The following is a 13,058-nucleotide window of genomic DNA, read 5'->3' on the forward strand; positions in this document are numbered from 1 at the left end:
GGTGTCGGCGCAGCGCCGCAGGCCGGCCCGACCCACAGATTTGACCCCAACCATCATCACCAGCGACACCGGGATCGTTCCGGCCGCGCACTGGTGGAACGCCTGATCGGATCACAACATGTCAGCCGACACCACATCCCGTTCCGACTTCCCGAGGGCCAGCGCCGGTCTCGCGCAGCGCACTTCGATCGAACCCGATGTGGGCGGACACTTCGGTGTCTTCGGCGGCAGGCACGTACCCGAGGCGCTGATGGCAGTGATCGACGAGGTCACCACCACCTATGAGAAGGTCCGCGCCGACGACTCCTTCCTCAACGAACTCGACCGGCTGCAGCGCGACTACTCGGGACGCCCGTCACCGCTGTTCGAGGCCACGCGGCTGCGCGAACACGCAGGCGGCGCGCGGATCTTCCTCAAGCGTGAGGACCTCAATCACACCGGTTCACACAAGATCAACAACGTGCTCGGCCAGGCGCTGCTGGCACAGCGGATGGGCAAGACCCGGGTTATCGCCGAGACCGGTGCCGGTCAGCACGGTGTGGCCACGGCCACCGCGTGCGCGCTGCTCGGCCAGGAATGCGTGGTCTACATGGGTCGGGTGGACACCGAGCGCCAGGCGCTCAACGTCGCGCGCATGCGGCTGCTGGGTGCGCAGGTGGTGGCCGTCGACACCGGCTCGGCGACACTCAAGGACGCCATCAACGAGGCGATGCGCGACTGGGTCACCAACGCCGACGACACCTACTACTGCTTCGGCACCGCAGCGGGGCCGCACCCCTTCCCGATGATGGTCCGCGATCTGCAGCGGATCGTCGGTATGGAGGCGCGCGCCCAGATCCTCGACCAGGCCGGACGGCTGCCCGATGCGGTCACCGCCTGCGTCGGCGGCGGTTCGAACGCCATCGGCATCTTCCACCCGTTCATCGATGACGAGGGCGTGCGGCTGGTCGGCTTCGAGGCCGCCGGTGACGGTGTGGAGACCGGACGGCATGCGGCCACCTTCACCGGCGGCTCGCACGGCGCGTTCCAGGGCGCGTACTCGTACCTGCTGCAGGACGAGGACGGCCAGACCATCGAATCCCATTCGACCTCGGCGGGTCTCGACTACCCGGGTGTGGGACCCGAACACGCCTATCTCAAGGAGATCGGCCGGGCGGAGTACCGGCCGATCACCGACACCGAGGCGATGAACGCCCTGTCGTTGCTGAGCCGCACCGAGGGCATCATCCCGGCGATCGAATCCGCCCATGCGGTGGCCGGTGCGCTCAAGCTCGGTCCCGAGCTGGGCGACGGCGCGATCATCGTGGTCAACCTGTCCGGACGCGGCGACAAGGACGTCGACACCGCAGCCGAGTGGTTCGGGCTGTTCGACGACAAGAACCCCGCCGCAAGCGGCGATGGCGAGGAGGCTGCGCAGTGACCGATTCACGACTGGGCCCGGTGTTCGAGCAGTGCCGCAGCGAGGGCCGTGCGGCCCTCATCGGCTACCTGCCGGTGGGCTATCCGGATGTGCCCACCTCGGTGCAGATCTTCCGCTCGATGGTCGAGGCCGGCTGCGACATCATCGAGGTCGGCGTGCCGTATTCAGATCCCGTAATGGACGGCCCGACCATCCAGGCTGCCGCTGATCTGGCGCTGACCAACGGCGTCCGCGTCCGCGACACCTTCACCGCCACCCAGGCCATCGCCGACGCCGGCGGGCATGCGGTGGTGATGAGTTATTGGAACCCGGTCCTCAAATACGGTGTCGATCGCTTTGCTCGCGATCTGGCCAACTCCGGCGGTGCCGGTCTGATCACGCCGAACCTCATCCCCGAGGAGGCCGGTGAGTGGATCGCCGCCTCTGACGAGCACGGTGTCGACCGGATCTTCCTCGTCGCGCCGTCCTCGACCGAGGAGCGGCTGGCGATGACCGTCGACTCCTGCCGCGGATTCGTCTACGCCGCCTCCACGATGGGCGTCACCGGCGCCCGCGACGCGGTGTCGGATGCGGCCCCGGAGCTCTGCGCGCGGGTCCGTGCCCACTCCGACATCCCGATCGGCGTCGGACTCGGCGTGCGAAGCGGGGCCCAGGCAGCCCAGATCGCGTCCTACGCAGACGGCGTGATCGTCGGTTCGGCGATCGTCTCGGCGGCGGCCGAGGGCGATGACGTCCTGCGCGCATTGGTCGGCGAACTTGCCGAGGGTGTGCGCTCGGCCGCCGTGGCTTCCTGACTCACTATGGTGGCAGCGTGACCGACACGACCGTCCTCGCCTACATCCCCAGCCCGTCGCAGGGGGTCTGGTACCTCGGGCCGCTACCGATCCGCGCATATGCGCTGTTCATCATCGTCGGCATCATCATCGCGGTCTGGTGGGGCGACCGTCGCTGGCGTGCCCGGGGCGGACGCCCGCAGGAAGTCCTCGACGTCGCGATCTGGGCGGTCCCGTTCGGTCTCGTGGGTGGTCGGCTCTATCACCTGGCCACCGACTGGCGTACCTACTTCGGCGACGGACCCAAACAGCCCATCGACGCGCTCAAGGTGTGGGACGGCGGGCTCGGCATCTGGGGTGCAGTGCTGCTCGGCGGCGTCGGCGCCTGGATCGCCACTCGCCGGATGGGCATCAAACTCCCGCCTTTCGCCGACGCGATCGCCCCGCCGATCCTGCTCGCACAGGCCATCGGCCGCCTCGGCAACTACTTCAACCAGGAGCTCTACGGCCGGGAGACGTCGCTGCCGTGGGGCCTGAAGATCTACGACCGCATCGACAAGTCGGGCAACGTCGATCCCAGTCTCATCGACGGGCATTCCACCGGGCATGTGGTGGCCATCGTCCAGCCGACTTTCCTCTACGAGCTGATCTGGAACGTGCTGATCGTGATCGCGCTCGTCCTGCTCGACCGGACCGGCCGAATCGGCCACGGACGACTGTTCGCCCTGTATGTGGCCGGGTACTGTGCCGGGCGGTTCTTCGTCGAGCTCCTGCGCGCCGACCACGCCACTCACGTATTCGGCATCCGGATCAACCTGTTCACCGCGGCCATCGTCTTCGCCTGTGCGGTGGTGTACTTCCTGCTCGCGCCACGGGGGCGGGAGACACGCGACGAGGTCCACCGGCACCCCGAGATCGACCAGGATGCCGCTGCGTACGACAGTGACGGTGACCCTCTCGATGACGACGAGTTCGGGGACGAGGACTTCGATGACGACGATCGTGGCGACGTGGACCTGAGTGATGAGGACCCCGGTCACGACGATCTCGATCAGGACGATCTCGACGGCGACACCCTGGACGGCGAGGACCTGAGCGACGAGGACCTGAGCGACGAGGACCCCGCCGAGGAGGATCTCGACGGTCGTGATCAGGAGCGCCCCGACACCGCTGCGCAGACGGAATCCGAGGGCGCATCGGGTCGACGCAGCTGATCGACGCGCCGAGCGATCGGTGTGTCCCGCTCGTCAATCGGTGTGACCGACCAGGTCACCGGACAACCGTGTGAACTCCGGTGGCCGATGTGTTCGCCGGTGATAGGGTTTGTGATTACTGCGCGTGTAACCGCGCGTTCTTCGCCACGGGCCAGTGACGTCCTGAGGGTCTGCGTGATCGCTGGTTGTGCGGTTGCACCGTCAGGTGAACCGGCCATTCGTGGGAAGGTCTTCCATGCTCGACTCCACTGCTGCCCGCCGGACCGGTCCGCTCTTCTCCCACGCGCCCGGTGCACAGGGGCTCTACGACCCCGACGTCGAATCCGATGCATGCGGTGTGGCCGTGGTCGCCGATGTGCACGGCCGCCGGTCGCACTCGATCGTCGCCGACGGACTGCTCGCGCTGGAGAACCTCGAACACCGAGGTGCCGCGGGCGCCGACCCGAAGGACGGCGACGGCACCGGGATACTCATGCAGCTCCCCGTCGAGCTCTACCGCGAGGTCGTGGACTTCGATCTGCCCGAACCGAACGCGGCCGGGGACAACACCTTTGCCGCCGGTCTGGCATTCCTGCCCGCCGATCCCGGTGAACGCGAGATCGTCGTCGGGCTCATCAACGACCTCGCCCGTGACGAGGGCATCACCATCCTGGGCTGGCGTGACCTCCCCGTCGATCCCGACGGTGCCGACATCGGTACCAACGCACGCGGCTGTATGCCGTACATGAGTCAGCTGTTCGTCACCGTCGACCCGGCCGGCGGCGCGGCGAGACCGGCAGGACTCGATCTCGACCGCATCGTCTACCCGTTGCGAAAGCGCGCCGAACACCTGCGCACCGATGCGGGTGAGGGGGTGTACTTCCCGTCACTGTCGAGCCGCACCATCGTCTACAAGGGGATGCTCACCGAGGTGCAGCTGCCGGCGTTCTACGCCGACCTGCGTGACGAGCGCTGCGCGAGCGCGATCGCAATCGTCCACTCGCGGTTCTCCACCAACACCTTTCCCGCGTGGCCGCTGGCTCATCCGTTCCGCTTCCTCGCTCACAACGGCGAGATCAACACCGTGCGCGGCAACCGCAATCGGATGCGCGCCCGCGAGGCCCTGCTGGAGACCGATCTGATTCCCGGTGATCTGTCCCGCGTGTTCCCGATCTGCACCGACGGGGCATCGGACTCGGCGTCATTGGACGAGGTCCTCGAACTGCTCCACCTCGGCGGCCGCAGCATCGCCCACAGCGTGATGATGATGGTGCCCGAGGCGTGGGAGAACGTACCCGCGATGGATCCGAAACGGCGGGCATTTCTCGGTTTTCACGCCTCACTGATGGAGGCGTGGGACGGCCCCGCCTGTGTCACCTTCACCGATGGCACGGTCATCGGGGCGGTCCTCGACCGCAACGGGCTGCGGCCGGGACGCTGGTGGCAGACGCGTGACGGTCGCATCGTCCTGGCCTCGGAGGCCGGTGTGCTGGAGATCCCCACCGACAACATCATCGCCAAGGGGCGCCTCGAGCCGGGCAAGATGTTCCTCGTCGACACCCGGCAGGGCCGCATCGTGCCCGACGAGGAGATCAAGGCCGACCTCATCAACGCCGCGCCGTATGACGAGTGGTTGCATGCGGGTCTGCTCGACATCGCGACCCTGCCCTCGCGGCCGCGGTATCAGCCCGACCACGAGACCGTGGTCGAGCGGCAGATCACCTTCGGGTACACCGAAGAAGATCTGCGCGTGCTGCTGACGCCGATGGCCGCCTCGGGTGCCGAACCGATCGGCTCGATGGGGACCGACACCCCGATCGCGGTGCTGTCGAAGCGATCCCGGCTTCTCTTCGACTATTTCGTCGAGCTGTTCGCCCAGGTCACCAATCCGCCCCTCGATGCCATCCGCGAGGAGATCGTCACCTCGATGGGGCGCGTGATGGGGCCCGAACTCAATCTGCTGGCGCCCACCGCGGCATCGTGTCGCCAGATCGTGCTGCCCTGGCCAGTGCTCGACAACGACGAACTCGCCAAGATCGTGCGCATCAACGACGACGGTGACAACCGTGGGCTCTCGGCGAAAGTCCTTCGCGCACACTATGACGTCTCTGCCGGCGGGGAGGGCCTGGCCGAGGCGATCGAGGACCTGCGTCGTCGTGCGTCGGAGGCGATCGCCGAAGGTCATTCGACGCTGGTGATCTCGGATCGACGCGTCGACCGCGACAGTGCACCCATCCCGTCGCTACTGGCCGTCTCGGCGGTGCACCATCACCTGGTGCGCTCCAAGGAACGCACCAGGGTGGCACTGGTGGTGGAAGCCGGTGATGCCCGCGAGGTGCACCACGTGGCGCTGCTGGTCGCCTTCGGCGCCGCGGCCGTCAACCCGTACCTCGCCATCGAATCCATCGAAGACCTGATCCGCGAGGGTGAGCTCACCGGGGTGGCAGCCAGCAAGGCGGTGCGCAACTACATCCAGGCTCTGGGCAAGGGCATGCTCAAGGTGATGAGCAAGATGGGGATCTCGACGGTGAGTTCCTATACGGGCTCACAGGCATTCGAGGCCGTGGGGCTGAACCCCGAACTGGTCCAGGAGTACTTCACGCGCGCCAAGTCGCGGATCGGCGGTGTCGGCCTCGACGAACTCGCCCGCGAGGTGCGGATGCGTCACGACCTCGCCTTCTCCGACAATCCGACCGAGCTCGCCTATCGTCGGCTCGAGGTGGGCGGGGAGTACCAGTACCGCCGTGAAGGGGAGCTGCACGTCTTCACCCCGGAGACGATCTTCCTGCTCCAGCATGCGACGAAGACCGGGAAACACGAGGTCTACCAACGCTATTGCGATGAGGTCAACCGGTTGTCGCGTGAGGGCGGCACCCTGCGCGGTCTCTTCGAATTCGACACCGCAGGGCGCGAGCCGATCCCGCTGGAGGAGGTGGAGCCGATCAGCGAGATCATGAAGCGGTTCAACACCGGCGCGATGAGTTACGGGTCGATCTCCGCCGAGGCGCACGAGACGATCGCGATCGCGATGAACCAGATCGGCGGTCGGTCCAATTCGGGTGAGGGCGGGGAGAACACCGACCGGCTCTACGATCCGCGCCGGCGCAGCCGCGTCAAACAGGTCGCCTCGGGCCGGTTCGGCGTGACCAGTGACTATCTCGTCAATGCGACCGACATCCAGATCAAGATGGCACAGGGCGCCAAACCCGGTGAGGGAGGCCAGCTCCCGGCCTACAAGGTGTACCCGTGGATCGCCAAGACCCGGCATTCCACACCGGGTGTCGCACTGATCTCACCCCCGCCGCATCACGACATCTACTCGATCGAGGATCTCGCCCAGCTGATCTACGACCTCAAGAACGCCAACCCGCAGGCTCGGATCCACGTGAAGCTGGTCAGCGCGCTGGGCGTCGGGACGGTGGCGACCGGTGTGTCGAAGGCCCATGCCGACGTGGTGCTCATCTCCGGTCACGACGGCGGTACCGGCGCATCGCCGCTGACCTCGCTCAAACATGCCGGGACACCGTGGGAGATCGGCCTGGCCGACGCCCAGCAGACCCTCATGCTCAACGGCTTGCGCGACCGCATCACGGTGCAGTGCGACGGCGCGCTGCGTACCGGGCGTGACGTGATGGTGGCGGCGCTGCTCGGTGCCGAGGAGTACGGGTTCTCCACCGCACCGCTGATCGTGACGGGCTGCGTGATGATGCGGGTCTGTCATCTCGACACCTGCCCGGTGGGTGTGGCCACGCAGAATCCCGAACTGCGTGCGCGGTTCACCGGTCAGGCCCAGCATGTGGTCAACTTCTTCGAGTTCATCGCCGAGGATGTCCGTCGACATCTCGCGATGCTCGGCTTCCGCACTCTCGACGAGGCGATCGGTCACGCCGAGGTGCTCGACACCGACAAGGGCGTGGCCCACTGGAAGAGTCAGGGACTCGACCTGTCGGCGATCTTCGCGACGTCGGATTCGGATTCTCCGAAACATCGTGTGCGAGAACAGAATCACGGTCTCGAGAAGGCGCTCGACCAGACGATGATCCAGCTCGCGGAGGGGGCGCTGGAGGATGCCCATCCGGTCACGCTGGAGCTGCCGGTGCGCAACGTCAACCGTACGGTGGGCACCTTGCTCGGGCAGGAGGTGACCCGGCGATACGGTGCCGACGGGCTGGCCGAGGACACGATCACGGTCAACCTCACCGGGTCGGCCGGGCAGTCCCTCGGCGCATTCCTGCCCCCGGGCATCACGCTGTCGCTGACCGGTGACACCAACGACTATGTGGGCAAGGGGCTGTGCGGCGGCAAGATCATCGTGCGGCCCGACCCCGACGCCTGGTTTGTGGCCGAGGATCAGGTGATCGCCGGCAACACGATCCTCTACGGCGCCACCTCGGGGGAGGTGTATCTGCGGGGGCAGGTGGGGGAGCGCTTCTCGGTGCGCAACTCCGGTGCCACAGCGGTGGTCGAGGGTGTGGGCGACCACGCGTGTGAGTACATGACCGGTGGGCGTGTGGTGATCCTCGGACCCACCGGACGCAACCTCGCGGCCGGCATGTCCGGAGGCATCGCCTTCGTGTACGACCTCGACCCGGCGAAGGTCAACCGGGCACTGGTCGCGCTGCAACAACCCGACCCCGACGATCTGATCTGGTTGCACGACATCATCTCTGCGCACGCCGGCTACACCGGATCGGCCATCGCGGCGTCCATGCTGGCCGACTGGCCACGACGCTGCCTGGCGTTCACGAAGGTGATGCCCACCGACTATCAGCGGGTGCTCGACGCCGCGCGGATGGCCAAGGCAGAGGGACGAGATGTCGATTCGGCGATGATGGAGGCGGCACGTGGCTGATCCCCGCGGTTTTCTCGAGGTGTCCAAGCAGGAGTCGCACTACCGACCGGTGCGCAAACGCATCCACGACTGGGATGACGTGTACGTCCATCCGGCGCCGCCGGTGGTCAAGGCCGAGGTGGCCGAACAGGCCCGGCGGTGCATGGACTGCGGTATCCCGTTCTGTCACTCGGGATCGGCCGGATGTCCGCTGGGCAACCTGATCCCGGAGTGGAACGATCTGGTTCGGCGCGGGCGCTGGGATGCCGCCAGCGAACGCCTGCATGCGACGAACAACTTCCCGGAGTTCACCGGCAAGATCTGTCCGGCGCCGTGTGAGGCCGCATGCGTGCTGAGTATCTCCGAGCACACCACCGGCGGCAGCGTCACGATCAAACGTGTCGAGAAGACGATCGCCGAAACGGCTTGGCATGAGGGGTATGTCGACCCGCAGCGGCCTGCCATCCGGACGGGCAAGTCGGTCGCGGTGGTCGGATCCGGTCCCGCAGGTCTGGCCGTTGCCCAGCAGCTCACCCGAGCCGGTCACGCGGTGGTGGTCTACGAGCGTGACGACCGACTCGGTGGTCTGCTCCGCTACGGCATCCCCGAGTACAAACTGCAGAAGGCCGACATCGACCGTCGGCTGTCCCAGATGCGTGCCGAGGGAACCGAATTCGTCACCTCCTGTGATGTCGGGGTCGATCTGACCGTCGAGCAGCTGCGTTCGCGCCATGACGCGGTGGTGCTGGCCATCGGCGCGATGAAGGCACGCGACAACGTCGTTCCCGGCCGCGAGCTCGGCGGCGTCCACCTGGCGATGGAGCATCTGGTGCCGGCCAATCGCGAATGTGAGGGCGACGGACCGTCGCCGCTCACCGCCAAGGGCAAGCATGTGGTGATCATCGGCGGCGGCGACACCGGCGCGGACTGTCTGGGTACCGCACACCGCCAGGGTGCGGCATCGATCGTGCAGCTCGACTACAACCCCGAACTGCCCTCCGAACGCGACGACGACCGTTCGCCCTGGCCCACGTGGCCGCTGATCATGCGCACCTCGAGTTCGCATGACGAGGGCGGCGAGCGCAAGTATCAGGTTGCGGTGCAACGGTTCCTCGGCGACGAGGACGGTAACGTCCGCTCGATGGTGCTCGCCGAGGTCACCGTGACGCGTGACGCAGACGGTCGCCGCGCCATCACCCCGGTGGGCGACGCGTTCGAGATCCCCTGCGAGCTCGCACTGTTCGCCATCGGTTTCGAAGGTGTCGCCGACGAGCCGTTGCTGTCGGAGCTCGGGGTCGACAAGAACCGGCGCGGGGTCATCGACTGCGGCTCGGACTGGCAGACGTCGGCACCGGGCGTGTTCGTCTGCGGCGACGCCCACCGCGGCGCCTCACTGGTGGTGTGGGCGATCGCCGAGGGACGGTCCACCGCGCGTGCTGTGGACGCCTACCTCGTCGGCGACTCCGAACTGCCCTCACCGGTGCGACCGAATTCATTGCCCCTGTCCGTGGTCTGACCCCAGATGTGCCGCGACGTCGTGGCACAGATCCCGTCGGGTCAGGCATCTGCCGGTGGCATGCGTGTCATCCGTCGGTCCCGACACCGGCGCGATGTCGCCGTCCCGGGTCGGCGTCTCGTCGCACAGGGCGGGCCGGGCAGACCGGCGTCACGATGCGTCTGCCCGGTTGGTCCGGTGTTACCGCTCAGTAGCATTCGACATTGCCGGAGAACGTTGGATGACAACATCGTCAGGACGTGGAGATGGGCACCACACCGGACTAGGCTCGATCGCGTGAACCGTCGAACCAAGATCGTGTGCACTCTGGGCCCAGCCACGGAATCCGACGATCTCGTCCTCGAGTTGGTCAAAAGCGGCATGGATGTCGCGCGACTGAATTTCAGCCACGGATCGCATGCCGACCACAAGGAGATGTACGCCCGCGTCCGCAAGGCGTCCGACTCCACCGGACGAGCCGTCGGGATCCTCGCTGATCTCCAGGGACCCAAGATCCGCCTCGGAACCTTCAAGGACCACAAGACCTACTGGGCAACCGGTGAAGAGGTCCGCATCACGGTCGACGACGTGGAAGGTACCCACGACCGGGTGTCGACCACCTACAAGAACCTCGCCGAGGACGCCAAGCCCGACGATCGTCTGCTCGTCGACGACGGCAAGGTCGGCCTCACCGTCGAGGAGGTCGACGGTAACGACGTCGTCGCCCGCGTGACCGAGGGCGGGGAGGTCTCCGACCACAAGGGTCTGTCGCTGCCGGGGATGAGTATCTCGGTTCCCGCGCTGTCGGAGAAGGACATCAACGACCTCGAGTTCGCGCTCGGACTCGGTGTGGACCTCGTTGCACTGTCGTTCGTGCGTTCGCCCTCCGACGTCGAACTCGTGCACGAGGTGATGGATCGGGTCGGGCGCCGGGTGCCGGTGATCGCCAAACTCGAGAAGCCCGAGGCCGTCGACAATCTCGAGGCGATCGTGCTCGCATTCGACGCGGTGATGGTGGCGCGCGGTGACCTCGGCGTCGAGATGCCGCTCGAGCAGGTGCCGCTCGTGCAGAAGCGCACCATCCAGATGGCGCGCGAGAACGCCAAGCCGGTGATCGTGGCCACCCAGATGCTCGACTCGATGATCGAGAACTCGAGACCGACGCGAGCGGAGGCATCCGATGTCGCCAACGCCGTCCTCGACGGCGCTGACGCGGTGATGCTCTCGGGCGAGACATCGGTCGGCAAACACGTGATGGAAACGGTGCGGACGATGAGCCGGATCGTCTCGGCCGCGGAGAACGGCGGCCGCGGCGTCCCACCGCTGAGCCATGTGCCGCGGACCAAGCGGGGCATCATCTCCTACGCCGCACGCGACATCGGTGAGCGTCTCGACGCCAAGGCGCTCGTCGCGTTCACCCAGTCCGGTGACACCGTGCGCCGGCTCGCGCGGTTGCACAGCTACCTGCCGCTGCTCGCGTTCACCCCGCTGCCGGAGGTGCGTAGCCAACTCGCGCTGAGCTGGGGTACCGAGACGTTCATCGTCGAGCAGGTGCGATCTACCGACGAGATGATCGCTCAGGTCGATGACGCGTTGACGTCGATCGGCCGGCTCAAGCGCGGCGACCAGATCGTCATCGTGGCCGGTTCGCCGCCGGGAACTGTGGGCTCCACCAACCTCATCCGGGTGCACCGGCTCGGAGAACAGATCACCTAGAGCGCTGGGTGGTGGCGTGCCGGCACCGCGGCGGCTGTCACCACGGTGCGCATCGCACTCGTCGAGGTCTTGCTCGTTGAGGTCGAACTCGTCGAGGTCATGCCCGTCGAGGTCGAGATGTCGGGATAGGGTGACTCGAGCGGTCCGCGTCCGGCTGACCGCGGTGAGAAAGGACCCCGACGAGTGCCCGACCCCGTGAACACCGAGGTGTCGCCGGATCTCGCGGCACTGCTGGCGATCCTCGATCTTCGACAGGTCGGCGACGACGTGTTCGTCGGTGTGCACCCGGAGAAGGTCGGACCGCGGACATTCGGCGGTCAGCTGCTCGCGCAGTCGGTGGTCGCCGCGGCCCGCACACTCACGAAGGGCACCCCGCCGGTGCATGCGCTGCACGCGCACCTCATCCGGGGCGGGGATGTGAACGCAGACCTCGAATACCGGGTGACACGGCTGCGCGACGGCCGGCCGTTCGCCAACCGTCAGGTCACCGCGGTGCAGAACGACGAGGTGATCTACACGGCGCTCATCGCGTTCCAGCAGCCCTCGGCCGGACTCGAGCACGGTGTCGACCTGCCCGACGTGCCGGGCCCGGATGCTCTCGAACCGGTGGATGTGCACTTCACCGGGTTCGAGGACGAGATCCCGATGTTCATCGATGCGCTGCGCCCCATCCACATGCGGTTCGCCAACGATCCGTCGTGGAAGCTGCGCGAGGCGGGCACCACTCTCGGGCACAACCGCGTGTGGATGCGCACCGACGGGCCGCTGCCCGACGACACGACCATGCATGTGGCAGCGATGTGTTACGCGTCGGACTCCACGGTTCTCGATTCGATCCTCACCACCCACGGGTTGTCCTGGGGTGCAGACCGACTCTTCGTCGCCACGGTGAACCACTCCATGTGGTTTCACCGACCGGTGCGCTTCGACGACTGGCTGTTGTACGCCACCGAGTCGCCGGTCGCGGTGGCCGGGCGAGGCCTGTCGAGCGGCCGATTCTTCGACGCTGAGGGATCGCTCATCGCCACGGTGACCCAGGAGGCGATCATCAAACACATGGTCTCGAGGGCAGCGCGCTGACGCCGCCCGTGCGTCCGGCGTACTGGCTGCCGCCCGGACCCGACAGGCCACGCCGTACGTGGCAGCGACGCAGCCGCATTCCGGTGATCGTCGGGGGCACCCTGCTGCTGGCCGTCCTCGCCGCGATCACGATCATCGCGCTGGCCCTCGGCTCGTCGCCGGGACATTTCACCGCACGTGGTCGAGTGGTGATCGACTCCAGGTCGGCGCAACTGACCGACGGCGGCGGTTGTGTCGGCAGCGGACGGTTCTCCGCAGTCGTCGGTGGTGCGGCGCTACGGATCGGCTACGGCGAGCATCCTGATGCCTTCGTGGGGGAGCTGTCCGACGGCGAGGTGGACGGGAACTCGTGCGTGTTCTCGTTCTCCGTCGACGACGTGACGTCGGGCCACGGGACGTATTCGCTGCAGATCGCCGACGTCGTCGACGAGAAGGTCAGCGAGCATGATCTGCGCTCGGGAATCCGCCTGACATTGTTCTGACTGCGTCCGCGCGGTGTGAAATCGAGATGAACAACTGTTTCATACCCACTCCTTCTGTGGTCGAAGTG

Annotated in this window: 7 protein-coding genes and 1 pseudogene; all 8 read left to right on the forward strand. The window is 66.8% G+C overall.

The features are described 5' to 3' along the window. The first annotated feature begins 118 nt into the window (after positions 1 to 118). The 8 genes and pseudogenes from trpB to IEW22_RS02500 all read left to right on the forward strand — a co-directional run bounded on the left by trpB (position 119) and on the right by IEW22_RS02500 (position 12,990). Positions 119 to 1,420, forward strand: coding sequence for a tryptophan synthase subunit beta (trpB, locus tag IEW22_RS02465; RefSeq protein ID WP_188584983.1), 1,302 nt, complete (start codon positions 119 to 121; stop codon positions 1,418 to 1,420). Further along, the gene (gene trpA / locus IEW22_RS02470; RefSeq protein WP_188584984.1) at positions 1,417 to 2,214 is read left to right on the forward strand and encodes a tryptophan synthase subunit alpha; all 798 of its coding nucleotides are present in this window, start codon (positions 1,417 to 1,419) and stop codon (positions 2,212 to 2,214) included. Before trpB ends, trpA begins: the two co-directional genes overlap by 4 nt. 17 nt (positions 2,215 to 2,231) lie before the next feature. After that, positions 2,232 to 3,386, forward strand: a pseudogene (gene lgt, locus IEW22_RS02475) (prolipoprotein diacylglyceryl transferase); the annotation flags it as partial. 256 nt (positions 3,387 to 3,642) lie between these two features. Then, complete coding sequence (gene gltB, locus IEW22_RS02480; RefSeq protein WP_188585042.1) at positions 3,643 to 8,238, forward strand: glutamate synthase large subunit; 4,596 nt, start codon at positions 3,643 to 3,645, stop codon at positions 8,236 to 8,238. Then, complete coding sequence (locus IEW22_RS02485) at positions 8,231 to 9,733, forward strand: glutamate synthase subunit beta (RefSeq protein ID WP_188584986.1); 1,503 nt, start codon at positions 8,231 to 8,233, stop codon at positions 9,731 to 9,733. Before gltB ends, IEW22_RS02485 begins: the two co-directional genes overlap by 8 nt. Before the next feature lie 276 nt (positions 9,734 to 10,009). Further along, on the forward strand, positions 10,010 to 11,428 hold the full coding sequence (pyk, locus tag IEW22_RS02490; protein ID WP_188584987.1) for a pyruvate kinase: 1,419 nt from the start codon (positions 10,010 to 10,012) through the stop codon (positions 11,426 to 11,428). A gap of 195 nt (positions 11,429 to 11,623) precedes the next feature. Beyond that, positions 11,624 to 12,508 carry an acyl-CoA thioesterase gene (locus tag IEW22_RS02495; RefSeq protein WP_188585043.1) on the forward strand — a complete coding sequence of 295 codons (885 nt, stop codon included), beginning with the start codon at positions 11,624 to 11,626 and terminating at the stop codon, positions 12,506 to 12,508. A gap of 8 nt (positions 12,509 to 12,516) precedes the next feature. Then, positions 12,517 to 12,990: a hypothetical protein gene (locus IEW22_RS02500; protein WP_188584988.1), complete on the forward strand. Its 474-nt coding sequence runs from the start codon at positions 12,517 to 12,519 to the stop codon at positions 12,988 to 12,990. Positions 12,991 to 13,058 lie beyond the last annotated feature (68 nt).

The organism is Gordonia jinhuaensis, assembly GCF_014639795.1.
GTDB classification, from domain to species: Bacteria; Actinomycetota; Actinomycetes; order Mycobacteriales; family Mycobacteriaceae; genus Gordonia_B; species Gordonia_B jinhuaensis.

Bases quoted from the DNA above. Each gene is read 5' to 3' on its own strand.
- trpB (WP_188584983.1), top strand. From the start codon at position 119: ATGTCAGCCGACACCACATCCCGTTCCGACTTCCCGAGGGCCAGCGCC.
- gltB (WP_188585042.1), top strand. From the start codon at position 3,643: ATGCTCGACTCCACTGCTGCCCGCCGGACCGGTCCGCTCTTCTCCCAC.